The organism is Albidovulum marisflavi (assembly GCF_025751435.1).
GTDB classification, from domain to species: Bacteria; Pseudomonadota; Alphaproteobacteria; order Rhodobacterales; family Rhodobacteraceae; genus Albidovulum; species Albidovulum marisflavi.
On record NZ_JAOWKY010000002.1, the window covers coordinates 165,006 to 190,205 of the forward strand.

The window sequence follows — 25,200 nt, forward strand, 5'->3', positions numbered from 1 at the left end:
GATCACTCCGCAGCGACGGCAGTGCGGCCAACAAGCCGGTTCTGCAGGGTGCGGCAGTACCAGTCGACGAACTGGTTCACGCCGCTTTCCTCAACCTGGCTGTAGGGGCCGGGCACATAGGCCGGGGTGTTGATGCCCTTCTGGTTCTCCTCGACGATGCGGCGGTCTTCGTCGTTGGTGGCGATCCAGACCTCGGTCAGGCGTTTCAGGTCGTAGTCGACCCCTTCCACCGCATCCTTGTGCACCATCCAGGTGGTCGTGACTTCGGTTTCCTCGGGGCCAAGCGGCATCACGCGGAAAGTCAGAACCTGGTCCGACAGGAAGTGATTCCAGGTGTTCGGGTAGTGGAAGTAGAGGCACGACCCGGCGTTGTCGAAGGGCACGGTGCCGACGCGCTTGGATACTGCGGCCTTGCCGTCCATCGTGTAGCTGACGCCCTCGCCCAGGAACGGGATCCGGACAAAGCGCCACTGTTCGGACGGGTCGATCACGTATTTCGAAGGCAGACCGGCGGCCTCACACCGTTCCACATGCGCCTTGCCGATGTTGGACGAGGTTGAATCGTCGGCGCCGACCATGTTGGGATCGTCCGGGAAGGTCACGCAAAGCGCCGGGTGGTTGCCGCCGCAGTGGTAGCATTCCCGGTTGTTTTCAAGCACCAGCTTCCAGTTCGCCTTTTCGATGATCTTGGACTGGTGCGCGACCTTGAGGTTGGACAGATCATGCGGCGCGAGATAGCGCGCGGCCTGAGCCTCGAGAGCCGAGGTGTCGGGCGCGTCCTTGCCCAGGCAGATGAAGATCATGCCTTGGATCTCGCGGCAGTGGACCGAACCCAGACCGTGATCGGCGGGCTTGAAGTCCGGGCCCATTTCGCGGGCCCACAGCAGACGGCCGTCCAGTTCGTAGGTCCACTGGTGATAGGGGCAGACGAGCTTGGCGGCGGTGCCCTTTTCGGCCGAACAGATCCGGCTGCCGCGGTGACGGCACGAGTTGTGGAACGCCCGCGCGACACCGTCAGAGCCACGCACGACGATCACGGAATAGGTGCCGATCTGTACGGTGACATAGCTGCCGGTCTTGGGCAGTTCGGGGCCCGCGACGGCATAGATCCAGTCCTTGTACCAGATATTCGCCAAGTCGGCTTCATAGGCACCGGCATCGCGGTAGAAGGCTTGCGGCAACGAGTGCCACGGGCGCCGGGAGAGGAGGAGCGAGAGGACCTCGGAGTTTGACATCATGATAGGCGGCCTTGCACTAGAGGGGCATGTGAATCTGTCCGGGACAATGCCTTCGACTGATGCCATTCGGAGGCCAGATTCCGCCTCATTAATGGCGAAAAATGACACGCGGCGCGGCAAACGGCCTTGCCGTGACGACGGCGCGGGGTGCGAGGCCGCTCACCGCAGCCAAAGGCGCGCCCTGCGTCCTCGGTTTGCCAGGCGCAGGCCGTCAGAGGGCACGCCCGGCCCCAAGCCCTCAAGCACGGCATGTTCTGCGGTTCGAGGGCACACGGCAGTCACCGACCACGCGGCGTTCGATCCCCCGTTTCCGGACCAATCGCTCTACCCGAACAAGCAGGGTGTGGCCCCGACAGAAGACCGGCGTGCCGACATCCTCGCAGCTCACTGGTTCGTTTCTCTTGATGTGCTGCCGTATCATCCACATGGTCCGTCCCGGCATCCATCCCGTTCTCCTTCGCCCGCCCCTGCAAGGCCTGCCCCGCGCCGAACCGACGCAAAGCACGACGGACCCTTGACAAGCACGAAAACTAAATATGATATCAGTATCAGTTTTTAGGCAACGCGGTGAGCATGTCCGATTCCGACCAAGAACACTCATCGCAACCCGTGCTCCCGTCCGGCTTTGCGGACTGGCTTCAGCACGGACGCGAGGACATGCGCAAAGGCGAACGCACCAGGGCCGAACTGGTCACTGCCGGCGCCAACTTCCTGGCCCGTGAACCGCTTGAGCGGCTGACCGTTGCCGCGATCTGCAAATCCGCCGGGGTCGCGCACGGCACGTTCTACCTTTACTTCCCCGACAAGAACGCGCTGGCGAACGAAGTTCTTGGCGCGTTCGTCGACTATGTCCAGGGGCGCATGCGGGCCGCCGCGCACCTGCCGGGCGACGCGGCCCGCAACACCACCGCTGCCTATCTTCAGCTGTTCGAGGACAACGCGGGCCTGATGAAATGCCTTGTGGTCGGCGTGGACGCCTTTCCAGAGGCGCGCGGGGCGTTCCAGCGTCTGAACCGAGAGTGGGCCGAAACCGTCGTACGCGCCACCCGCCGCCGCGAAGGCCCCGACCGGCCACAAGATGATCTGATGCGCCGCGCCTATGCCCTGGGCGGCATGGTCGATCAGTACCTTTCCGCCCTTTTCATCACCGGAGACCCCTGGGTTAGGGCCCTGTCCGAAGATCGGGAAGCGGTGTTGGAGATGCTCACAGACCTTTGGAAACGAGGCATGGCGCCATGAGCCTGATCGACAACGGACATCGGATTGCACTGAAAGACCTGGGCAGTCACCGCCAGGCGGCGTGGGAAAGGCAAGGCCGGTACGTCGCGTCAAATTCCGCTTTTTATCAGCGGCTTTGGCAAGGAAAGGCGCCACCCAAGCGGCTTGAGGACCTGCCGGAACTGCCGTTTTCGGACAAGTCGGATCTGCGTCTGTCGCAGCCTTCACATCCCCCCTTCGGCGACTATCTGGCTGCACCGCGCGACCGCGTCAGCCGTCTGCACCGCACCTCGGGCACCACAGGCCAGGCAATGAACCTTGCCATGAGCGCACGCGATTGCGAGATCACCGAGACCGTCGGCGGCCGGGCGCAATCGCTTGCAGGGCTGAGGCCGGGCATGATGGTCGTGCATTGCCTGAACTATCAGATGTGGATGGGCGGCCTGACAGACCACCTGACGCTGGAACGCACCGGCGCGACGGTCGTGCCCTTCGGAGTTGGCTCAACCGAACTGCTGGTGCGCACGATCCTGGAAACCGGGATCACTGCGATTTCCTGCACCCCCTCCTACCCTGCGGTCCTTGAACGGGTCGTGGCCGACAGGTTCCCCGGCCTGAAACCCGCCGACCTCGGTCTGCGGCTGGGGCTCTTCGGCGGCGAACCGGGGCTGGACGACCCCGCCTTCCGCCAGCGCTTCCGCGACACCTGGGGCATGGAGCCGCGCAATTCGAACTACGGCGTGTCCGACGTTTTCTGCAACTTCGCCGCGCAGTGCGAACACGACACGGCATTGCACTTCGTCGCCCATGATGTCCTGCATGCCGAGGTGATCCATCCCGACACCGACGCCGTCCGGCAGATCGAACCGGGCGCCGAAGGCGAACTGGTGCTGACGCATCTGGAACGGGACTGCCAGCCGCTGGTCCGCTTCCGTACCGGCGACATCATCGCCGTCGAGGCAACCGAGACCTGCCGCTGCGGCTGCGCCGGGTTCCGCTTCCGCGTCGTGGGGCGGTCGGACGACATGGTGGTCGTCCGGGGGCTGAACATGTTCCCGACCATGGTCGCGGCGGTCGTCACGAGCTTTGCCGAATTGTCGGGCGACTACCGCATCGTCCTGGACAGCCCGCCCCCCTACGACGCGCTGCCCGTACAGGCGGAACTGGCGAAGGGCCGCGACGATGACGGTGACCTGGCCCGGCGGCTGGAAACGGCATTCAAGACCAAGCTGGGCGCAACCGCCCGCGTGACCATCGTTCCCTCGGGCACCTTTCCTGTGACCGAAGGCAAGACCAAACGCGTGATCAGGAGCCACCCATGACCGCTTTCACCTATGACACGATCCTGTCCACCATGACCGGCGAAGGCGTGCGCACCATCGCGTTGAACAGGCCCAGGTCGCTGAACGCGATGAACCGCAGGCTGATCGACGAGGTGGCGCTGGCCTTCGACGATGCGAACCGCGACCCCGAAACGCGCGCAATCGTCTTTACCGGCGAGGGGCGCGCGTTTTGCGCGGGCGACGACCGGCATGAACATGTCCACCCCGAAACCGAAGAGCAGGCGCGCGATCTGGTCGACGCGATCCAACGGGCGACGATGGCGATCGTCTTCGGCGCGAAGCCGGTGGTGGGTGCGATCAACGGCTGGGCCGTGGGCGGCGGCTTCGAATGGGCCATCAACTGCGATTTCCCGATCTGGGCCGAAAGCGCCAAGGGGTTCTTCCCCGAAGTGTCGCTGAACCTGTTCGTGACCGGCGCGGTAACCTCGCTGCTGCCGGGCATCGTCGGCCCGGTCAAGGCGAAGGAGATGCTGTTCCTGGGTCAGCGCTACACCGCGGCCGACCTGAAGGACTGCGGCGTGGCCTGGAAGGTCGTCCCCGACGCCGATCTGCGCGACGAGGCGGGCAAGGTCGCGGCGCAGCTTGCGGCGCTTCCCACACTCTCGGTCCGGGCGATGAAGCGCGTCCTGAACCAGGCGACGGCGGGCGGCCTTCAGCGGGCGCTGGAGCTTGAGACCGACGCGACTGTCGCGGGTTTTCTTGACCCGGAAACGACGCGCCTTCTGCAGACGTTCTGAAGCGGTGGACAGCGGTCGCCTACGCCCGATCGCGCAAGAAGGACCGGATGTGGCCCCGCAGTTCGGCTGCGTTCCTGTCCTGGTCGTGCCATTGTTCGACCCGCACGCGGCCGGCCCGCCCCATTTCGGACAGCGCCTGCGGCTCGGCCGAAAGCAGCTGTTCAAGGCAGTCCTGCAAGCTGCTCGGATCCCCCGGCTCGGCGAGCCATCCGCAAGTTGCATCCACCAGCTCCGGGATACCGTTGATCCGGGTTGTCAGGACAGGTCGCCCCAAAGCGAAGCTTTCCATGATCACGATCGGCAGGCCTTCGGCCAGGCTGGGCAGAACCAGCGCGCGCGCATTCGTCAGCGCCTCGGCCACTTCGGGGTTCTTCTTCCAGCCTGCCAGCACGACATTTTCCCCCAGGTCCAGCCTGGCGATCCGCTCTTCGATCGCTGACCTCAGTTCCCCGTCACCGATCAGCACCAGCCGGGCCCGCGGGAATTTTCCCACCACGCCCGCAAAGGCCTCGACCAGCAAGACCTGCGCCTTTGCCTTGCAAAGCCGCCCGACGCAAACCAGTGTATGGCTGTCCGGAACGTCGCTGGGCCGAGGGAAGTCACGCAGGTCCAGCCCGCAGCGCACGATCCGGATCTTGCCCTCGTATTGGCGCCGGGTGAACTCGTTCACCACGGATAGGCAGTAGTTGCTGATCGCGGCGACAAAGGTCGCGTGCCGGACCTTCAGGGCCAGCGAATTTTCCCGCATCTCCCACAGTTCGTCCGGTCCGTGTATCGTCAAGCTGTAGCTCGGCCCGCCCATGAGATGGGACAAAAGCGCGACGGTGGCGGAGTTCGTGGAAAAATGCGTGTGCAGATGGTCGATCCGACGGCGCGTCGCCTCCTGTTTCAGGGCGGCGGCCTCGATGAAATAGGCGATGTGCTTCAAGCGCTTGCCGCGCGCGCGCGCGGCCATCGCTACGGCGGCGGCAAGCGCCCTGGACGTCCGCAAGGGATGCCGGATGGATTGGGACAGGACCGAGCGAAGGATGTGCAAGGGAGCCTGTTCCAGCAGGTAGAAGGTCTTTTTCGCGTCGTCTGAGTCCCGCGGGTCGACAAGCGGCTGATCCCATCGGCGGATGGCGAACCTGTCGATCGTGATCCCCGACCGTTCATGCGCCTCGATCTCTCGGCGGATGAAGGTCGTGCTGGTCATCGGATAGGCGTTGAGGAAATAGCCGAGTTTCATTCCAGCGCGCCATCCCCGCCTGTGCACTCCGCCACCTGCCGTGCGGCTTGCGTGAGGTCGGCGATGCTCTGACTCAAGGCGTGTGGGACAAGATCGCTTTCCGCCTTTCCGGACTCGACTGCCCGCATGAACTCGATCAGGATCGGGCAGAAGCGCGACGCGCCATAGCCCATGAACCGCCCGCCCGCAGGCGCCCTTGCCTTGATCGCGCGCAACAGGGACATGGACCGAAGCCGGGCCTTCAGGCCCCCGCCCTCCCCATGCCCCGCGATCGGCGCCGAACGGTCGGCGGCTTTCCAGGAAAGCACCTCGCAGGCAAGCGATCCCGGCCCCACGCCTGCCAACCCCTGCCCGGTCGCGACGTCAAGACGGTTGGGTCCAAGCCGGTCGAACGACAGCGTGATGAAGGACGTGCCCCCCTCTTCGTGCGTCAGCCTCAGGTCCGCAGAGGTATCAAGCCCATCCGCCCGCCGCGTGACATGCGCCTGCTGGTGCCGCACGGGCCCGTTCACGCTGATCGCCGCCGCGTAACCGTACACCGCGCGATCCAGCAGAACGCCGCCCTGCCGCGGGCTGAAGTAGTGGGCATCTTCCGCGGCGATGAGGGGCATCGAAAAGTCGAAGAAAAGCTGTGTTCCAACACCCAATCCGCCTTTCTCGCGCACCAGATCGCGCAGCGCGCGATAGGCGGGCAGCGCGAGCGTCCAGATCGCCTCCATCACCAGCACGCCTTCGCCCTGCGCCCTTGACAGGACGTCGCGGCAGGCCGAGGCCGATGGCGCAAGGGGCTTTTCGCAAAGAACCGGGACCTTTCTTGAGATCGCGCCATTCAGGCAGCTTGCATGGCTGTCCGGGGGCGTCGCGACATAGACGGCGTCGACGGCGCGCAAAAACGCATCCATGTCCTGCTCCGCCTGAGCCTTGGGCGCGAACCGGTCGCAAAATTCGCGGGCGCGGTCAGCGCTTCGCGACAGAACCGCCGATACCTCCAGACCCGGAACATGCGTCGCCGCGCGCGCCACCTCGGACGCCATCCTTCCGGTTCCGACAATTCCAAGACGCATTCGCCGTCATCTCCTCGCTGGGCTTATCGCAGGCTGCCGGCCCATTCCATGGCAGGCACTGGATCACACGCGGTCTGCATGAGGTAGGTTTCGCTGGCTTCCCCCGCATTCTGCAAATGCAGCGCAGCCTCGGTCACGTGCAGCGCCATCTGGTCGGCGCACCGGTTCACGCCGCCCTGCGACAAGTGCCTGAACATTTCCTCCGGCCCCAGAAGGAAATCCATCGAGGCTGCCCCGCGCCTCTTGGCGCGGCGCCCGGCAGGCCCCTGTGCCAGCCGCAACCGACGGGGAATGGGCGATTCAAGCAGGCGCCGCCGCACCACGAAGCGCCGGCGGAAATGCACCTTGGCGTTGTTGTCCCAGGTATCCCTGACCTCAAGCGTGCCCCTGTCCCCCGTCAGGAGCACCCTGTGGTCATGTGGGGCGACGATGGTGCAGGTCAGGCGGACGATCGGGCCCGAGCGGAATTTCAGGATGCCGATCGAGGTGTCCGGCACCCGGCATTCGGGCTCCAGCCCCTTGTCGACGGTCGCCGCCGAGAAGGCGGTGATCGAGTGGATCGAGCCGAACATGGCGACCAGCCAGGTCAGGACATAGCCTGCATGCTCAAGCGTGCAGCCCGTCTGCATCTCGTTTTCATAGGGCCAAGGCGCGCCGCTTTCGCTTAGCCACTTCTGGTGCGGGGCTTGCGGGATGAAGCCGTCATCCAGCTCTGCATAGACCAGGCGGACCGGGCCGCAGGTCCCCGTCCTCGTGGCTGTCGCCAACGTCTGCGCCGCCTCGGACAGATGGCTGCACGGCGCCCCGCCCAGCAACTTTCCGGTGCGCCGGGCCAGATCCACCAGTTCCCTTGCCTGACCAAGCTCCATCGCGAGCGGCTTTTCGGAATAGACATGGTGGTCCGCCTCAAGGCAGGCCCTGGTGACGTCGTGGTGTGCGGCCGGGTTCGTCAGGTTCAGCACGATGCCACCCTTCGGCAAGGCGCGCAGCAGGTCACTCAAGGACGCGAAAGGCGTCAGGTTCCAATAGTTGCAGAAGGCAGCCAGCCGGTCCTGCCGGATGTCGAACGCGCCCGCCACCTGGATATCGGGATGCAGGTCGCGGGACCGCATGTAGAGATCGGCGACATATCCGGTCCCGACAATCGCCACCACTTTGCGGGCAGATTCCAACGGCACGCACCCTCGCACACATTTTCGGACGGATGGAGGCAGAGTAAGCATCTTGCCGGTTTCGACACAATCCCCTGGCCCGGTTCCGATCTGCCCGGACGGCAGCCTGCCGATCCGGACACGCCCAAGACCGACGCGAAGTCCTTGAATCGTGGGATTTCAGGTGGATGGCAGGCGGTAACAGCGACCGCGAAGCGCGAATGGGAAAGGCCGCCAGCCAAGCTGGAACCGGGCAAAATGGCCGGACATCGCCGTCTTTGTTTCGCAATCAGGGACAGCCGCGGAAGACTCGGCGCGGCGACCGGCTATGCGCGGTGATCCTGGATGATCATGGCCGCGCCCTTCTCGGCAATTACCATGGTCGGTGCGTTCGTGTTGCCCGAGGTGATGCGCGGCATGACCGAGGCGTCGATCACACGCAACGCCTCTACGCCGCGCACCCTCAGGCGCGGGTCCACGACCGCGTCCTCCGCCGGGCCCATGGCGCAGGTGCTCACCGGATGAAAGATGGTCGACGCATGCTGCATCGCTGCGACCACGAGTTGCTCGTCGCCGGTCAGTTCGGCGCCGGGCCGTACCTCTTCGGGCGCGTGGGGCTGAAGCGCCCTTGCCTGCATCAGGCGCCGCGTCAGCTTCAGCGCCGAAACCATCTTTTGCCGGTCCTCCGGCGCGGACAGGTAATTCGGATCAATTGCCGGGGCCGCCATCGCGTCGGCTGACGTCGCATGCACCGACCCGCGACTTGCGGGACGAAGATTGCAGACGCTGGCGGTGATCGCAGGAAAGGCGTCCAGAGCGCCACCGAACTTCTCGAGCGACAGAGGCTGGAAGTGGTACTGCAGATCGGCCGAGGCGACCTCCGGGCCAGAGCGGACGAAGGCCCCCAACTGGCTCGGCGCCATCGACAGGGGACCGGTTCGGCGCAGCGCATATTCGATCCCGATCCGCGCCTTGCCCACAAGGCTGCCGGCAAGCGTGTTCAGGGTCTTCGCGTTGCGGACACGGAATACCGGGCGCATCTGCAGGTGATCCTGAAGGTTTTCCCCGACGGCCCGTCTGTCCGCGACGACGGCGATGCCGAGCGAGGCCAGACGTTCGGCCTGGCCTATGCCCGAAAGCTCGAGCAAATGAGGCGACCCGATCGCACCGCTTGACAGGATGACCTCGGCACGAGCGGGAATAATCCTGTGTTCCCCGCCGAACCGCACCTCGACCCCTGTCGCGCAGCGCCCCTCGAAAACAACGCGCAACACATGCGCCTGCGTCAGGATGCGCAGGTTCGGCCGTTTTCGGGCGGGCTTCAGAAACGCGCTCGCGGCGCTGACGCGGAGACCCTTGTTCTGCGTCACGTCGAAATACCCGACACCTTCATTGTCGCCGCGATTGAAATCCCGCGTCAGGGGGATACCATTTTCGACCAGCGCCGCCCGGATGGCGTCGAGGATGTCCCACCGGAGGCGCTGCCTGCGGATCGGCACCTCTCCGCCCACACCATGCATATCGTCTTCGCCGGCGTAGTGATCCTCATGCCTGCGGAAAAGCGGCAGAAGGTCGTCCCACCCCCAGCCGGTGTTTCCCATCTGCGCCCAGCCGTCGTAGTCGAGCGCCTGACCGCGGATGTAGATCATGCCGTTGATCGAGGAACAGCCGCCCAGGCCTTTGCCGCGGGCGTAGCCCATGCTTCGGTTGTTCAGGTCGGCAACCGGTGCGGTCTGGAAACACCAGTCGGTACGTGGGTTTCCGATGCAATACAGATATCCTGCCGGAACGTGAATCCAGGGATAGGTGTCGCGTTTGCCGGCCTCGATCAGCAGGACACGGTTGCGACTGTTTTCGGACAGGCGGTTCGCAAGCAGACAGCCGGCGGTTCCCGCCCCGACGATGATGAAGTCAAACTCTCCGACATCCGTGTTCATGACACTCCCGGTTGCTGGACAGGGTTTCCGGCGGCGCGTCCCCTGTCTCAGGGCAGCAGGATGACCGAGCCCGTCGTGCGGCGCCCCTCCATGTCCGCCTGCGCCCTGGGCGCATCGCCAAGCGCATAGGTCGTCACCTCGGGTGCCGCTATGAAGCCGTTGCCGATCGCGTCGAAGAGGTTGGCCGCGGCAGCCTCATACTCCGAGCGGTCGGCGGTGTAGTGCGCGATCGAGGGCCGCGTCACGAACAGCGATCCCTTCGCGCCGAGGTCCGCGACCTTCAGCGGCGGGACGGGGCCCGATGCCTCGCCAAAGCTGACAAGCGTGCCGCGCGGGCGCAGGCAGTCGAGCGAACCGGCGAAGGTATCGGCACCCACCGCGTCGAAGACCGCGCGAACGCCCCTGCCTTCGGTGATTTCCCGCACGCGGTCGCGGAAATCCTCTTCCCGGTAGTTGATGACATGGGCGCAGCCCTTGGACCTCGCGATCTCTGCCTTGTCGGCGGATCCAACGGTTCCAATCACTGTCACACCCTTGTGGCGAAGCCACTGCGCCGCGATCGACCCCACGCCGCCCGCCGCAGCGTGCCAAAGCACCGTGTCGCCCCCTGAAAGGGGCACGCAGCGATTGATCAGATACTCGACGGTCAGGCCCTTGAAGATCAACGCGGCGACGATTTCGGACGTCAGGGCATCGGGCACCTTGAGGGCGCGGACCGCCGGTATGTTGCGCGCCGTCGCATAGGCGCCGGGCGGCCCCCCGACATAGGCCACGCGGTCGCCGACCGAGACATTGCCCACGCCAGAGCCCACCGCCGTGACGACGCCGACGCCCTCGACACCCAGCCCGGCCGGCAGGGACAACGGCGGCGCGTAGATGCCCTTCCTGTGGTATATGTCGATGTAATTGAGGCCGATCGCTTCGTGACGAAGCTGAACCTCGCCTGCGGCGGGATCGGGAAGGTCGACCTCCCGCCAAGCCAGAACCGAGGTGCCACCATACTCGGAAAAACGGAATGCGGATGCCGACTGAACCATCTGTGACCTCACCTGCCAATCGCGGGTCATTGTGACGATCTCATCGCGGAATTCGAGTGCTGAATTGCGGTCAGACGGGAAAATCGGCGCCGCCTCCCTGCGCGGCTGTCAGAGCAACGTGTTCCAGAATTCCAGCGCTGCCGGGCCAAGCTTGCGATCCGAACTGCAGATCATGCGCAGCTCGCGCAGGGTTTTGGGATCCGCAGGACTGACAAAGCCGGTTCCGCCGCCGATGATGGGAACCGCGCCTTCGGGCAGGATCGTGGCGCCCAAGCCCTCCCGCACGAAGGACAGCAGCGCCGTGGTGTTGCGCGCCTCGAGGTTGCAGCCGTCCAGAAGCCCCGCGATGTCATCATGGGCGACCATCGCGCACAGCGGGTTCGCGATAAGCGGCTCCAGCCGCATCAGCGACCACGATGCCGGCCCCTCGGACTCCGCAAGAGCGCGGGCGATGCGGCCGCCTTCGCGATAGACGATTCCCAGACAGTCGGACGCGATCGTCACGCCCTCCCCCGGTTCGTCGACCGAGGCGGTCAGGATGCCGATATCCGCCTGGTCGAAGCGGATGCGCTGCCGGACGGAGTCGCTGTCGAGATCGCTGATTTCAAGACGGACCTCGGGATGCGATTCCCTGAAGCGCGCGATGGCGCCGGGCAGCAGCGTCGCGATCACCGAGGGCACGGCGGCGATGCGCACGGTACCCGCGATCGACGTCGTAAGCCGCCGGATCGTTCCGGTGCTGCTGTCGAATACGTCGGTTGCGCGCACGGCCTCGGCCAGGATCAGCTCACCCAGCTTGGTCAGCCGGTTCTTGCGGTCGGTCTCGAACAGCGGCGCACCGATGTTGGCCTCAAGTTGCGCGAGGGTCATCGAGACTGCGGACGGTGTCCGCCCAAGCACCCCCGCCGCCTCGGCCAGCGACCCCTGCTCGGCTACGACGCGGAAGGCGCGCAGCATTTCCAGCTTGATCGCCAATTCAGATTTCCTGAAGGATTGTTAAGTTATTTCAGATTGCCTGAAGCAACGTGCTGTGTCTAGGGTCCCCGAAATCACAGGAGCGCGACATGGCACAGACGAACGGCCTTTTCATTGCAGGCGAATGGCAGGACGGCGCGGCGGTCATCGAGAACCGCAACCCCTCTGATCTGTCCGACATCATCGGTGAATACGCCCAGGCCGACAGCTCCCAACTGGACGCGGCGCTGGCCGCGGCGCGCAAGGCGCAGCCGGTCTGGTGGGCGGCGGGCGTCCAGAAGCGGCACGACGTGCTGATGGCGATCGGGACCGAACTGATGGCGCGCGCCGAAGAGATCGGCCGCCTGCTGTCGCGCGAAGAGGGAAAGCCCCTGGCCGAAGGCAAGGGCGAGGTCTACCGCGCCGGCCAGTTCTTCACCTATTTCGCGGCCGAGGCGCTGCGCCTTCACGGCGACCTGGCGGAAAGCGTTCGCCCGGGGATCGAAATCGACGTCCGGCGCGAACCGGTGGGCGTCGTCGCGATCGTCTCGCCCTGGAACTTCCCGGTCGCTACGCCCGCGTGGAAGATCGCGCCAGCCCTTGCCTTCGGGAACGCCTTGGTCTGGAAACCCGCGAACCTGACGCCGGCCAGCGCGGTTGCCCTGACCGAGGTCATCGCAAGGCAGGACATTCCGGCGGGCCTGTTCAACCTGGTGACCGGACCGGGCCGGGCCGTGGGTCAGCGGCTGGTCGAAAGCCGCGAGATCGACGCGATCAGCTTTACCGGCTCGGTCTCGGTCGGGCGCGGCATCGCGGCCAGCGCGGTCGCCAACATGACCAAGGTCCAGATGGAGATGGGGTCGAAGAACCCCATGCTGATCATGGACGACGCCGATCTGGACCTGGCCGTGGCCCATGCCGCCAACGCGGCCTTCGGCGGCACGGGGCAGAAATGTACCGCCGCCTCGCGCCTGATTGTGCACGAGGCCGTGCATGACGCCTTTGTCGAAAAACTGGTGGCCGCCGCGCAGGCGCTAAAGGTCGGTCACGCGCTTGAGGCGGGCACGCAGATCGGGCCCGCGGTGTCGGGCGAGCAGCTGGCCCAGAACCTTGACTACGTGGCCATCGGCAAGTCGGAAGGGGCAGAGCTTCTGTGCGGCGGCGACCGGCTGGAGCGGCCGACCGAGGGATACTACATGGCCCCCGCCGTCTTCGCGGGAACGCGCAACGACATGCGCATCAACCGCGAAGAGATGTTCGCCCCCATCACCTGCGTGATCAAGGCAGGCAGCTATGACGAGGCTCTGGGCATCGCCAATGACAGCGAATTCGGACTGACCGCCGGCATCATGACCCGCTCGCTTGCGCGGGCCAGCCACTTCCGCGCCCACATGCGCGCGGGCTGCGTCATGGTGAACCTGCCGACGGCGGGAACGGACTACCACGTTCCCTTCGGCGGGCGCGGCGCATCGTCCTTCGGGCCGCGCGAACAGGGCCGCTACGCCGCCGAGTTCTATACGACGGTCAAGACGGCCTATGTTTCGGCGGGGTTGCCGGAATGACCCCGCTTATCGACGGCCTTCAATACGCCAACTGGTCCGAGAAGATCTTTCGCCAGATGCGCGAAGGCGGCGTGAACGCTGTCCACGTCACCATCACCTATCACGAAAACTTCCGCGAGACGGTCCTGAACATCGAGCGTTGGAACCGCTGGTTCGAGCGGTTTCCCGACCTGATCTTCCAAGGCAGGACGGCGGCCGATGTGACCCTTGCGCGCGAAACGGGCCGCACCGCGATCTTCTTCGGCTCGCAGAACCCGTCGTGCATCGAGGATGACATCGGCCTCGTCGAGGTGTTGCACACCCTTGGCCTGCGCTTCATGCAGCTGACCTACAACAACCAGTCCCTTCTGGCTTCGGGCTGCTACGAGGCCGACGACGCCGGCCTGACCCGGATGGGGCGCGAAGTCGTGGCCGAGATGAACCGCGTGGGCCTTGTGGTCGACATGAGCCATTCCGGCGAACGCTCCACGCTTGAGGCGATCGAACATTCGACCCGTCCGATCGCGATCACCCACGCCAACCCGGCTGGCTGGCACTCCGCGCTTCGCAACAAGTCCGAAAACGTCCTGCGCGCGCTGGCCGAAAGCGGCGGAATGCTGGGCTTTTCGGTCTATCCCCACCACCTGCGCGGTGGCAGCGCCTGCACCCTTCGGGACTTCTGCGAAATGATCGCGCGGACCGCCGACCTGATGGGGATCGACCAGGTCGGCATCGGCACCGATCTGTGCCAGGACCAGCCCGACAGCGTCGTCGAATGGATGCGCGTCGGTCGCTGGACCAAGACCATCGACTACGGCGAGGGGAGCAAGGATGCGCCGGGCTTCCCGCCGATGCCTGACTGGTTCGCGGACAACCGCAACTTCGGCAAGATCGCGGATGGCTTGCAAGCCACCGGCATGGCCGACGCGGATGTCGCCGCCGTGATGGGGGGCAACTGGCTGCGCTTTTTCGACAAGAGCTTCGGCGCGAACAAAGGTCCCGAAGGCAGGCTCAGCGAAGCCGCAGACTGACTGCAAAAGGGCACGGAAACACCCATCTAGCAGGACGGGGGCAAGATGACAGACATCACGGCAAGCCAGTGCGGACGATCGCGCCTGGCAGGTTTGGACAAGCCACTTCTTGCTGTGACGGGTGGATTCATCCTGCTCTTCTGCGGCATGGCGCTTGTCAGCATGGACAGCCTTACGGCGATGGTCGACTGGGGCTTCAATTTCGCCGCCACCTACTTCGGGCTCTACTGGCAGGTTCTGCTTCTGGCGACCTTCCTCATCGGACTTGCCATCTGCCTGCTGCCGGGAAGCCGGGCCGTTCTGGGCACGCTGGACAAGCCGGAATTCAGCACGTTCCAGTGGGCCTCGATGATCATGTGCACGCTGCTGGCCGGCGGCGGCGTCTTCTGGGCGGCGGGTGAGCCCATCGCGCACTATCTTTGGACACCTCCGCTTTTCGGTGACCTTTCGGCCGATCCGGCCGCGCGCGCCAACGCCGCGCTCGCGCAGGCATACCTGCACTGGGGCTTCCTTGCCTGGGCGATCCTTGGCGCGCTGACCACGATCATGCTGATGCACTATCACTACGACAAGGGGCTGCCGCTTGCACCGCGCACGCTGCTCTACCCCGTGTTCGGTGATCGCGCGCTCAAGGGCCCCATCGGCCTGATCGCCGACGCGTCCTGCATCATCGCCGTCGTCGCCGGCACCGTTGGCCCCATCGGTTTCCTTGGCCTGCAGATGTCCTACGGGCTGAACGCGCTTTTCGGCATCCCCGACAGCTTCGCGACCCAGGCCGTCGTGATCCTGGCGCTTGTCGGAATCTACACGATCTCTGCGATTTCCGGTCTTGAACGGGGCATCCAGTTCCTGTCGAAGGCGAACGTCATCCTTGCCTTCGCCCTGCTGGCATTCATGCTGGTCGTCGGATCCACCGCCTTCATCTTCAAGAGCTTTCTTGGCGGGCTTGGCACCTATCTGTCCAACTTCTTCTCGATGTCGATGTACCGCGGCGAGGCCGGGATCTTCGGAGAGCCGGGGTGGCTGGGATGGTGGACGGTCTTCTTCTGGGGCTGGTTCCTGGGCTACGGGCCGCTGATGGCGATCTTCATCGCGCGTGTCAGTCGTGGCCGTTCGATCCGCTCGATCATCATCATGCTGTCCATCGTGGCGCCGCTGATCACGAACTTCTGGTTCACCATCATCGGAGGATCGGGCATCGCGCTGGAGCAGGCGACGGCCGGTGTCATCTCGGCACCGTTCGAAGGCTTCAACCTGCCTGCGGGCCTTCTGGCCATCACCCAGGCGATGCCGATGGGCTTCATCCTGTCGCTTCTCTTCCTTGTCCTGACCATGATTTTCGTGGCCACGACCAGCGACTCGATGAGCTTTGTCATCGCGACGGCAATGTCCGACGACAACCCGTCGGCCCCGCTGCGGGCGTTCTGGGGTCTTGCCATGGGCGTCATGGCGCTGATCCTGATCTCGACAGACGCGGGCGGGATCGGCAAGCTTCAGAGCTTCATCGTGGTGACCGCGGTGCCGGTATCGCTCGTGCTTCTGCCGTCCCTGTGGGATGCTGCACGCATCACCTTGGCATTGGGACGGAAATAGCTGCTGCTGCCGGGCGTGTTCTGCACATGCCCGGCACCCAACCGAAACAGAAAGGGGCTTGACCCATGACCGACGCGTCCCTTCCTTTGGCCCAGCATGACCTGAAAGTCGGCCTGCGGGCGCCCGAAACCGTCATGCGGCTGGCCCGCATGGGATCGGCGCATCCCACGCGGCTGTCCTTCCTGCGCGTGCTTCTTCGCAGGGTACGGGATGAGGGCTGGCGCTTTGACCGCCCGGTTTGGGACGTCGACGCCAAGGGCGTGGGGCGCGCCGTCTACCGCGCGATCGGGCCCGCCAGGACATACAGCCTGGTGGCCTTTTCGCACGACCTGCCCGATCACATGCGCTCAGACCGGGTGATCGCCACGGCCTGGGACGCCACCTTCGCCCTGTTCGATGGTACGCCGACGACACAGGATCTGGACCGCCTGCAGAGGAACGTGCCCCTGCAAGAGGCCGGCCGCGTCTCGGCGCGAGAACTTTCGCTGAGCCGCGCCAACCGTTCGGTGCGGCTCTGGGCGCATGTGGTGGACAGCCTGGCGGCGGGGCACCAGCCGGAGATGTCGGAAATCGACGCCGTCGGCTACCTGATGCGCACGACCGCGGTCTATGGTTCGGGCAAGTTCGGCGCCGCCGACCGGCGCGAGATCGCGGAGCGCCCGGAACTGCACGGCCCCTTCCAGGCCGAGATGCTGTCGGTCTGGCTGACCCGGCAGTTCACGGTGGACATCGTAGAACATCTGGCTGCCGCGAAGGGCGGCGAACGCGCCGTTCGACTGTCTGACCAGATCAAGCGCCGCCTTGGCGTCGGCAACTCCACGGGTCTTGGCATGGCGCCTTTCCTGGTGCGCCACCCGATGCTGATGAACAACTGGATGGCCATGCGGGAAACGGCGCTGGCCCGTGTCCGTGCTTTGGCCGACGCAACGCCCGACGCCGTCGCGGCCCTGCACCTGGCCTACACCGCGGCCTGCGATAACGCCGACAGCTGGCGTTCCGAACATCCGATCCAGATCGCCAAGCTGCAGGACCTGCGCCGCGACCTTGCGCGGATCGGCGAGCGGTTGGGCTCCTTCCCCGACGAAGAGGCGCTTCCGTGGGACGCGCTCTGGCGATGGGGTGAAAGGCAGCTGACGCTCGAAGGGCAGGAAATGCTGTTCGCCCTTCTGATCGAGCCGCACGGCGCCGTCGTGGACAACCTGGCGCAAGGGATGAGCGCGGACGAACATGTGGCCTTCACGCTGGACGGCGCAATGAAGGTCGGGACCCTCCAGGCCATATTCCGCGACCGCTACGGCTGGGCGCTGAGCATCGACTTTCAGCCGGCCGAGGCCCAGGCCCGCTTCTGGTACGTGTCCGAAGAGAAGCTTGAACCCCGGCTGGGCGAACGTGCAAGCGAGGAAGGAGCGGAGCTTGAGCAGCCGCTGTGCATCGCGCGCCTTGCCAAGGAGCTTTACGCGGATCTGTCGGCCTGGCCGGCTACCGAAACGGTCGCGGCCTTTCTGCTGCGCCACCCCGAACATCGCTACATGGCGCGGCGCGCGCAGATCGCCGCCGACCATCCCTATGCCGAGGTTCAGGACAACCTGATCGCCAAGGACATGCTGCCCATCGACCTGATGCGCTGCAAGCTCGCGTTCTTCGGCGCAAGCCACTTCGACCCCAGGTCCGACAAGTGGGTGCGTATAAGCCTGTTTCAGGGCGCGCCCTACCCGCTCGACATGCAAGGGAAGGGCAGGCCATGACAACAGAACCCAATGACCCGACCGCCTCGGGGTCTTCGTTCGCCGACGCGCCCACCTTCCTCGTCCTCTCGCGCAACGAGATCGAGAGCCTGAGCACCAAGGCCGCCCGCGGCGCAGGGATGAGCTGGGGCCAGGCCGAGGAAGCCGGCTTTGCGGCCGGCTGGCTTCACGAACACGGCGTCGACGGGTCGGCGGCGCTTCTGGCGCAACTGGAGAGCGCGGCGGGCAAGCCCTGGCACGATGTCTGCCCGATCGTCGGCCCTAGACATTGGCGGCAGCAGGGCGAAGGGCCGCTATGCCCCATCGCCGTCGGCGCGGCGCTAAGCGACTTTGTCGATCTGCCCGAAGGGTCGCTGTCCCAAGGCTTGAAGATCGCGGACGTAAGTCGGCCCGTGCTTCTGGTGCCCTTTCTGTCGCGCATCGCAGAGCGGCATGGCCAGCGCATCGCGTTGACCTTTCCCGGTGGGGCCGTCGGCGTCGACGGCACAGGTGCGATCACCGGCGATCTGGGCTGCTTCACCGGCCTGTCCGCTGCCACCCTGACGCTCGAATTGCTGGAGGGTGCAGCCGATGCGGAATCGAGGGGACCGGCGGGCTGCGAAAGCCCGGTTCTGTCCAGGCTTAACGACCTGGCGATGAAGACCACGGTTCCCCCGTCCGACCGATCGCGGGCGGATGCGGGCGCCGGAACAAGCGACAATGACTGACGGAAAAGAGGCCAGCATGCGGATAGGCATCGACGACATCGCGCGGATGAGCGAACAGGCCCTGCTGGCCCATGGCGCGGGCGCGTGGCAGGCAAGCGAGGTCGCGCGCGCGGTCGCCCGGGCCGAGGAAACCGGCAACGTGATCTGCGGTCTCTACTACCTGGAAAGCTACTGCCGGCAGCTCGTGTCGGGCCGGGTCGATGGCCGGGTCGAGCCAGTCGTTACCCTGCCCCGCCCCGGCGCCGTCACGGTGGATGCAAGGTTCGGTTTCGCGCAGCCCGCGTTTTCGCGCGGCCTTCAGCCCGCGATCGAGGCGGCGCGGGCCTGCGGCATCGCGAGCCTTGCGGTCTGCCATTCGCACACCTGCACCTCGCTTGGCTATTTCACGGAACAGATCGCCGCCAAGGGGTTGATCGCGATCGGGGTCACCAATGCCTCGGCCATCGTTGCCGGACCTGGCGGCAAGCGCCCGGTGATCGGCACCAACCCTATCGCCTTCACGATCCCCGGCCCGGACGGGATCGCGATGCATGCCGATTTTTCGACGGCGGCAGTCGCATTGGGCAAGATCACCAAGGCGCAGGCGGCGGGCGAACGCATCCCGCTGGGTTGGGCGGTGGACCGGAACGGAAAGCCCACGACCGACCCGGCCGAGGCGCTATCAGGCTCGTTGGTGAGCGCGGCGGACTACAAGGGCTGGGCGCTTGGTCTTCTGGTCGAGTTCCTGGCGGCCGGGCTGACCGGGTCGGTCAATTCGCTTGACGTCAAAGGACTCAAGGCCGAGGCCGGTCCGCCCCACGACCTTGGGCAATTCTACATCCTCATCGACCCAGACACCCATGCCGCGTCCCTGGCCGAGCGCATAAGCCGCGTTGCCGAAGCGGTGGCCGACGATCCGGGCGTGCGCATCCCCGGCAAACAGCGCACCCGGCTCGATGCGGTCGAGGTCGCGCCCGCGCTTTGGCAGCTTGTGCAGCAACTGGCCAAGGCCGGGACGACAGCCGCCGGCTGACCGCCGGGACAGGACGCCCGGAACGCGATGCGCTGATGAAACAGCGCCGCGTTCGCCCTGGGGATCTAGGACAGCAGACCGATCAACCGGTCGCACATGGCGTCGCAGGCAGATAGCTGATCCAGTTCGATGAACTCGTCAGGCTTGTGCCCCTGCTCCATTGATCCCGGACCGCACACGAAACTCGGGATGCCGGCGGCTTCGAAGTGGCCCGCCTCGGTCCCGTAGGCAACCTTGGTCGTGGCAGCTGTCGGCACCAGGCTTCGCATCATGTCCAGCGCATCGGGATCATCGCCCGCGCCAAGACCCGGGTAGGCGCTAACGGTTTCGACCTCAATCCGCGCCCCGGTGAACGCCGTCCGGAAGGGCGCCGACGCCGTCTCGGCGATCCCGTCGATCGCGGCTTTGACATCCTCGGCGGACTGCGCTGCGGGATAGCGGAACTCAAGATCGACGACGGCCCGGTCAGGCACGATGTTCAACGCGGTGCCCCCCGAAATCCGGCCCGCGTGAACGGTCGCATAGGGGATGTCGTAGCCCGGTTCGCGCGCGCCATGCCGGGCAAGGTCATCCTGAAGACGCCGCAGCCCGGCCACGAAGTCGACGGCAAGGTGGATCGCGTTGACGAAGTCCGGTGCGAGCGCGGAATGGCCTGCCTCACCGTGGCAGGTGGCGCGCAGGGCGACCTTGCCCTTGTGGCCGACAGCGATCTGCATCTGCGTGGGCTCCCCCACAACGCACAGGCGCGGCTTTCCGATGGACGCCGCAAGCACGGGCAGCATCATCGGGATACCCAGGCAACCGACCTCCTCATCCCAGGAAAAGGCAAGCTTCAGCGGTTTGACAAGCCGACGGCGCGATGCGCGTTCGGCGGCGGAAAGCATTGCGGCCAGAAAACCCTTCATGTCCGTAGCGCCGCGCCCGTAGAGCCGGCTTCCCTCTCGCCGCATCCGGAAGGGATCTGCGGACCAGCTTTGGCCGGTCACGGGCACCACGTCGGTGTGCCCGGACAGCATGATGCCCCCTGCACCAGCGGGCCCCATGCAGGCAAACAACCCGCCCTTGGTTCCCGTCCGATCCTGAACGTGATGAACGGTTGCGCCGCATTCGACCAGAAAGCCGGAGATGTAGTCCAGAATCGGAAGGTTGCTTTCGCTGCTGACCGAGGGAAAGGCGATCAGACGGTCCAGGATTTCCACGGTGCGCATCTTCGTTGTCCCCCGCCCTAGTCCGCCGCCAGTTCGGCCAGTTCGCGGCGGAACGGAAGATCGTCGCCGATATCGGGTTCGTCCAGCTCGCGCGCGTAGCGGTGGCCCGCGTAGGTGGCCCATGCGATCGGTCCGGGCGCCGCGGCGTCGCCGATCAGCCTGACCGTCCGGATGCCGCCGTCGGCCCAGTCCGCCTGCCGCGCCGCCAGCGCGTGGTAAAGCCCGTCGTTCGGGTGGCGGGCCGCCACCACGACCACCGCATCGCAGCCCGTCAAGTCGCGCCGATCGGTGTAGGTGCAGTTCGTTTCGACGCCGTCCGGACGGATCGCCGTCACGCCGCGGTTCAGCACGATCGTCACGCCCGCCCCGGCCAACCGCACGTGGATCGCGTGCTGCTCCAGCGTGTTGCGCGCCCAATCTGACACATAGGGCGCCGGCGTGATCAGCGTGACTTCGCACCCTTTTCCTGCCAGAAGCTCTGCCACGACCCCACCCATGTAGTAGTGATCGTCGTCATAGACGACCACCCGACCACTGGGCACGCGCCCCTCCATGATGTCGTCTGGGGTGAAGACCGGCATCGCCGGGTCCATGGGCATCGGCACCACATGCTGCCGGCCGACCCCGTCGGCGCGCCAGGACGCGCCGGTGACGATGCAGACATTCTCGAATCCGAACTCAAGGATCTGCGCCGCGTCCAGCGGGGATCCGATATAGGTTTCGACGTTGGGCCGCTGGGACAGCTGGTACTGCCTGTAGTCGACCACCCTGCCCCAGGCCGACAGCCCCGGCAGAAGCCGTTCGCGCGCGACGCGGCCGCCGATCTGATCGCGCGCCTCCGCGATGGCGACGTCGTAGCCCCTGAGCGACAGCGCGCGGGCGGCCTCAAGCCCGGCGGGCCCGGAGCCCACGACCAGCACATTCGCGCTGCCGCCCTTGGCGTTCATCCGTTCGGGATGCCAGCCCTTGCGCCACTCTTCCATGAAGGTCGGGTTCTGTGTGCACCGGCTGATCGACATGGTCATGTCGCCCGTGATGCATATGTTGCAGCCGATGCATTCCCGGATGTCCTCGACCCTTCCCTCCTCGACCTTCCTCGGCAGGAACGGGTCCGCGATCGAGGGGCGCGCGCAACCGATGAAGTCAAGCGTGCCCTGCCGGATCATCCGCGCCATGACATCGGGCGAGGTGAAGCGGCCGACACCCACCACGGGCTTGTCCGTCAGGTCCCTGATGCCCCTGACCAATGCCTCTTGCGCGGCTTCCTCCTTGAAGCGCGATGGGCCTGAGCAATCCTCCCAGGTCCCTTGCGCAAGGTCCCAGAGGTCGGGCAGGTCGCGGTTCATCTCGATGAAGTCGCGGACCTCGGCGTTGGAAAACCCCAGTTCGCCGATGCTTTCGTCCAGCGACACGCGCAGCGTCAGCGCCATCGTGTCACCCACCGCGTCGCGCATGTCCGCGATCACTTCCCGCGCGAAGCGGGACCGGTTTTCCAGGCTGCCGCCGTATTCATCGCCCCTCTGGTTCGTCGCGCGCGACAGAAAGTGCTGGAAGATGCCGAAGCCGTGCGCGCCATAAAGGCAGATCAGGTCGAACCCGGCCGCCTTCGACCGCCTGGCCGCGTTCACGAACCAACGCCGCAGGTTGCGGATGTCGGCCTTGTCCATCGCGCGCGCCTGCACGGGATCGTTCGTGAAGGTTCGGATCGGCAGCGCAGTCGGCGCCAGAGGCACCTCCTTGGTGTAGAGGTTCGAACCATTGATGCCGGAATAGGCAAGCTGGATCCCGGCAAGCGCGCCATGCGACTTCATCGCCGCGGACATCTTGCGCAGCGCGGGGATGTCCTTGTCATCCCAAAGGCGCAGCTCGATGAACGGCGTGATCTCGGACGTGTGGTGCATCTCGGTCTGTTCAGTGAAGATCACGCCCCAGCCGCCTTCGGCCTTGATCCCCCGCATCGCGGCGGCTGCCGATGGGTCGCGATAACCGCCGCCATTGCAATGTGGCACCTGGTAGAACCGGTTCTTCGCGCGAAGCGGACCGATCGCCAAAGGCTCGAACAGGATATCGTAACGGGGGTCGCGCAATCGGGCCTCCTGTGGTCACATGCGCGGGCGACTTTAGCGCGACGCGGCTTCGGTTACAGTTGCGGATGCGGAAGCTGTGATTAGGGGATGCCTATGCCATTCTTCCGGATCAGGACGCCGCTTCGGGACCCGCGGGGCTGATGCCGGGCATGCCCCCCTGCGCGACGACACCGCGGCAATGATCCATGAAGCTGCGCACCGTCAGGACGCTTTCCGCCCCCTCGGCTGTCAGCAGGCCCATGACCATGGGACGCACCTTACCGAGCAGCGGGACGAAGCGCAGCTTCCGCCCGTCCGGAGACAGGTCGTTGGGCGGTCTGAAATTGGCGATGGAGTATCCAAAGCCGTTGCCGACCAGGCTGTGCATCACGGCAATGTCGCGGGTGCGTTCGGCGATGACGGGCCGGATGCCGGCCGCGCGGAAGAACGACAGGAAGTAATCCGCGCTGAGCGGAAGATCGAGCAGCACCATGGGATGGTCCCTAAGATCCCCGACCAGGACGCTGGACCGGTCCGCCAGCGGGTGACCGTCGGGAAAAAGCGCATAGGGCGGCAGAGTCGCGAGCGGAAAGAACCTCAGGTCGTCGGGCAGGCCCAGATCGTAGGTCAGGGCGACGTCAAGCGCGCCGCTGCGCAGCGCTTCGAATATCTGCTGCTGGTTCAGTTCGGACTGGCGCACCCGCACTTCCGGGTGGCGCGTCTCGAACCCGCGGCGAAGCGCCGGCAGGACGATCTGCGCAAATGTCAGAAGGCAGCCAACCGCAAGCGGTCCTTGCACGCAGCCGGTGATTTCCCCCGTCAGACGGTTCAGCGCATCGGCCTCGCGCAGGACATGGCGCGCCTGGTCCATCAGTTGCCGCCCCGCCTGCGTCAAGGCCAGACCCTGGGCGTGCTTGCGCACGAAAAGCGCAAGACCGAACTCTGCCTCAAGTTGGGCAATCGCGGTCGAAATCGACGGCGAAGAGACATGGACCTTTTCAGAGGCAAGAGCGATCGACCCCGCCTCGCCGACGGCGACGAAATACTCGAGCTGGCGAAGGGTGAAACGCAACGGCATGGGCCGACTATCCTTTGCGGCCCGCGGGGGATCAAGCCCGATCCGCGGCGCGCCCGGCCTGTCTCATTCGTCGCCGGGCACCCCGTACGACGGCGCGGTCCGCGGGTCGAGCGCGCGTTGGACATATGCCTCGAGCTGGGGCTTGTAGATGTCCCATGCGGTTGCCACGGCCTCGATCGGGCAGGCTTCGGTCCAGTCGCAGCGCAGGTCTGCCACGGGCCAGGACTGGCGGTCCACGATTTTCAACCCGGCCGAATGAACCGGACCGGCCTCTCCCCCGGCGGCAAGCCCCGCCCGCAGCGCCGCTACCAGGCGGTCGCCAAGATGGCCCGTTGCCCCCTGGAACGCTGCGACGATCGCCTGCGGCACGCCGTCGTTGGCCAGGAGGTTCCCGCCAGAGGCGACATTCGCCGCCCGCGCCTCGGCCCAGATGCCAAGCGCGTTCGGCCCCGAATGAATCGCCGTTCCGCCAGCGCCGTCCACCGCCAGAACCTGCCGATACTCCATGAATCGCCCCTGCCGTCGGATTTCCCCGACCGCCTCTGCCGCCGACATCCCGCCCTGCATCAGATCAAGCGTCAACGGCCCCAGCTCGGGATCGGTCACGTTCTGCGACGCGACGGCGCCGACGCCAGCGCGCGCGTGCGAACAGCGCGCCGCCACCGCGGGCGAGGATGATGAGATCGCCACCCCGAACATCCCCGTCCGTTCGCAGCGCGCCACCAGCGAAAAGGTCATTGCCCAGCTCCGTGATTCAATGCTGAAAAATCGTGGAGGCAGTCCACGGGCAACCGCGGACAGCCCGCGCTCAATCCGGGATGACCGCCGTCGCGTCGATCTCCACCAGCCAGTCCGGCCGGGCCAACGCGTTCACGACAAGGCCGGTCGACACCGGGTGAACGCCCTTCAGGTATTCGCCCATCGTGCGATAAACGGCCTCCCTGTGCCGCACATCGGTGATGTAGACGACCACCTTCACCACATGCTCCATCCGCCCGCCGCATTCCTCGACCAACTGGCGAATGTTCCGCATCACCTTGTGGGTCTGCTCGACCGGGTCATGGCTTTCGATGTTCTTCGCGGTGTCCAGATCCTGCGGACACTGTCCGCGCATCCAGATCGTGCGCCCGCCTTGCGTCACGACCGCCTGACACAGGTCATTGTCGAGCTGTTGCTCGGGGTAGGTATCCTTGGTGTTGAACTTGCGGTGGCGGTAGTGCGCCATTTGATGTCTCCTGGAAGCGTTGATGCGGCTCTGGCGGTCCTGGCCTGCGCTGATCAGTCCCGCGGCGAACCCGCCGAAGTCAAGCGG

At 65.6% G+C, this 25,200-nt stretch carries 21 protein-coding genes; 9 read left to right on the top strand and 12 right to left on the bottom strand.

What is annotated here, in order from left to right:
- Positions 1-2 precede the first annotated feature (2 nt).
- A complete protein-coding gene (locus OEW28_RS09695) occupies positions 3-1,238 on the bottom strand; it encodes an aromatic ring-hydroxylating oxygenase subunit alpha (protein WP_263734561.1) in 1,236 nt (411 codons plus the stop codon).
- Positions 1,239-1,811: 573 nt separating this feature from the next.
- On the opposite strand from OEW28_RS09695, the gene OEW28_RS09700 reads away from it, so the two are divergent.
- From OEW28_RS09700 to OEW28_RS09710, 3 genes are read left to right on the top strand one after another with little or no spacing between them, the layout of a single operon-like run.
- Positions 1,812-2,477, top strand: a complete 666-nt coding sequence (locus OEW28_RS09700; protein WP_263734562.1) for a TetR/AcrR family transcriptional regulator — start codon at positions 1,812-1,814, stop codon at positions 2,475-2,477.
- A complete protein-coding gene (locus tag OEW28_RS09705) occupies positions 2,474-3,778 on the top strand; it encodes a phenylacetate--CoA ligase family protein (protein ID WP_263734563.1) in 1,305 nt (434 codons plus the stop codon). The genes OEW28_RS09700 and OEW28_RS09705 overlap by 4 nt, the downstream gene beginning before the upstream one ends.
- Positions 3,775-4,536, top strand: coding sequence for an enoyl-CoA hydratase/isomerase family protein (locus OEW28_RS09710; protein WP_263734564.1), 762 nt, complete (start codon positions 3,775-3,777; stop codon positions 4,534-4,536). Before OEW28_RS09705 ends, OEW28_RS09710 begins: the two co-directional genes overlap by 4 nt.
- Positions 4,537-4,555: 19 nt before the next feature.
- On the opposite strand, the gene OEW28_RS09715 is transcribed toward OEW28_RS09710, so the two are convergent.
- The 6 genes from OEW28_RS09715 to OEW28_RS09740 all read right to left on the bottom strand — a co-directional run bounded on the left by OEW28_RS09715 (position 4,556) and on the right by OEW28_RS09740 (position 11,928).
- Entirely contained in the window at positions 4,556-5,764 is a 1,209-nt protein-coding gene (locus OEW28_RS09715; RefSeq protein ID WP_263734565.1) for a glycosyltransferase family 4 protein, read from the bottom strand.
- Positions 5,761-6,828 carry a Gfo/Idh/MocA family protein gene (locus OEW28_RS09720; RefSeq protein ID WP_263734566.1) on the bottom strand — a complete coding sequence of 356 codons (1,068 nt, stop codon included), beginning with the start codon at positions 6,826-6,828 and terminating at the stop codon, positions 5,761-5,763. Before OEW28_RS09720 ends, OEW28_RS09715 begins: the two co-directional genes overlap by 4 nt.
- A 23-nt stretch (positions 6,829-6,851) precedes the next feature.
- Positions 6,852-7,979, bottom strand: coding sequence for a Gfo/Idh/MocA family protein (locus OEW28_RS09725; RefSeq protein ID WP_263734567.1), 1,128 nt, complete (start codon positions 7,977-7,979; stop codon positions 6,852-6,854).
- A gap of 326 nt (positions 7,980-8,305) precedes the next feature.
- Complete coding sequence (locus tag OEW28_RS09730; RefSeq protein ID WP_263734568.1) at positions 8,306-9,916, bottom strand: GMC family oxidoreductase; 1,611 nt, start codon at positions 9,914-9,916, stop codon at positions 8,306-8,308.
- A 47-nt stretch (positions 9,917-9,963) separates the two neighbouring features.
- Positions 9,964-10,983 (bottom strand): quinone oxidoreductase family protein, encoded by a 1,020-nt coding sequence (locus tag OEW28_RS09735; RefSeq protein ID WP_263734569.1) that lies wholly within the window; start codon positions 10,981-10,983, stop codon positions 9,964-9,966.
- Between the two features lie 78 nt (positions 10,984-11,061).
- Positions 11,062-11,928 (bottom strand): LysR family transcriptional regulator, encoded by an 867-nt coding sequence (locus tag OEW28_RS09740; RefSeq protein WP_263734570.1) that lies wholly within the window; start codon positions 11,926-11,928, stop codon positions 11,062-11,064.
- A gap of 89 nt (positions 11,929-12,017) precedes the next feature.
- Between OEW28_RS09740 and OEW28_RS09745 the strand changes: the two genes are divergently transcribed.
- The 6 genes from OEW28_RS09745 to OEW28_RS09770 all read left to right on the top strand — a co-directional run bounded on the left by OEW28_RS09745 (position 12,018) and on the right by OEW28_RS09770 (position 19,536).
- Positions 12,018-13,469, top strand: a complete 1,452-nt coding sequence (locus OEW28_RS09745; protein WP_263734571.1) for an aldehyde dehydrogenase family protein — start codon at positions 12,018-12,020, stop codon at positions 13,467-13,469.
- Positions 13,466-14,479, top strand: coding sequence for a dipeptidase (locus tag OEW28_RS09750; protein WP_263734572.1), 1,014 nt, complete (start codon positions 13,466-13,468; stop codon positions 14,477-14,479). Before OEW28_RS09745 ends, OEW28_RS09750 begins: the two co-directional genes overlap by 4 nt.
- A 45-nt stretch (positions 14,480-14,524) precedes the next feature.
- Entirely contained in the window at positions 14,525-16,072 is a 1,548-nt protein-coding gene (locus tag OEW28_RS09755) for a BCCT family transporter (RefSeq protein WP_263734573.1), read from the top strand.
- 65 nt (positions 16,073-16,137) lie between these two features.
- Positions 16,138-17,817 (top strand): hypothetical protein, encoded by a 1,680-nt coding sequence (locus OEW28_RS09760; RefSeq protein ID WP_263734574.1) that lies wholly within the window; start codon positions 16,138-16,140, stop codon positions 17,815-17,817.
- Positions 17,814-18,524 carry a DUF3726 domain-containing protein gene (locus OEW28_RS09765; RefSeq protein WP_263734575.1) on the top strand — a complete coding sequence of 237 codons (711 nt, stop codon included), beginning with the start codon at positions 17,814-17,816 and terminating at the stop codon, positions 18,522-18,524. The genes OEW28_RS09760 and OEW28_RS09765 overlap by 4 nt, the downstream gene beginning before the upstream one ends.
- A gap of 16 nt (positions 18,525-18,540) precedes the next feature.
- A complete protein-coding gene (locus OEW28_RS09770; RefSeq protein WP_263734960.1) occupies positions 18,541-19,536 on the top strand; it encodes an Ldh family oxidoreductase in 996 nt (331 codons plus the stop codon).
- Between the two features lie 65 nt (positions 19,537-19,601).
- On the opposite strand, the gene argE is transcribed toward OEW28_RS09770, so the two are convergent.
- From argE to OEW28_RS09795, 5 genes are all read right to left on the bottom strand, one after another.
- Entirely contained in the window at positions 19,602-20,744 is a 1,143-nt protein-coding gene (gene argE / locus OEW28_RS09775; RefSeq protein ID WP_263734576.1) for an acetylornithine deacetylase, read from the bottom strand.
- A 17-nt stretch (positions 20,745-20,761) separates the two neighbouring features.
- Entirely contained in the window at positions 20,762-22,831 is a 2,070-nt protein-coding gene (locus OEW28_RS09780; protein ID WP_263734577.1) for an oxidoreductase, read from the bottom strand.
- Between the two features lie 109 nt (positions 22,832-22,940).
- Complete coding sequence (locus tag OEW28_RS09785; protein WP_263734578.1) at positions 22,941-23,888, bottom strand: LysR family transcriptional regulator; 948 nt, start codon at positions 23,886-23,888, stop codon at positions 22,941-22,943.
- Positions 23,889-23,951: 63 nt separating this feature from the next.
- A complete protein-coding gene (locus OEW28_RS09790) occupies positions 23,952-24,626 on the bottom strand; it encodes a DUF1028 domain-containing protein (RefSeq protein WP_263734579.1) in 675 nt (224 codons plus the stop codon).
- A 70-nt stretch (positions 24,627-24,696) separates the two neighbouring features.
- Entirely contained in the window at positions 24,697-25,113 is a 417-nt protein-coding gene (locus tag OEW28_RS09795) for a RidA family protein (protein ID WP_263734580.1), read from the bottom strand.
- Positions 25,114-25,200: the final 87 nt, after the last annotated feature.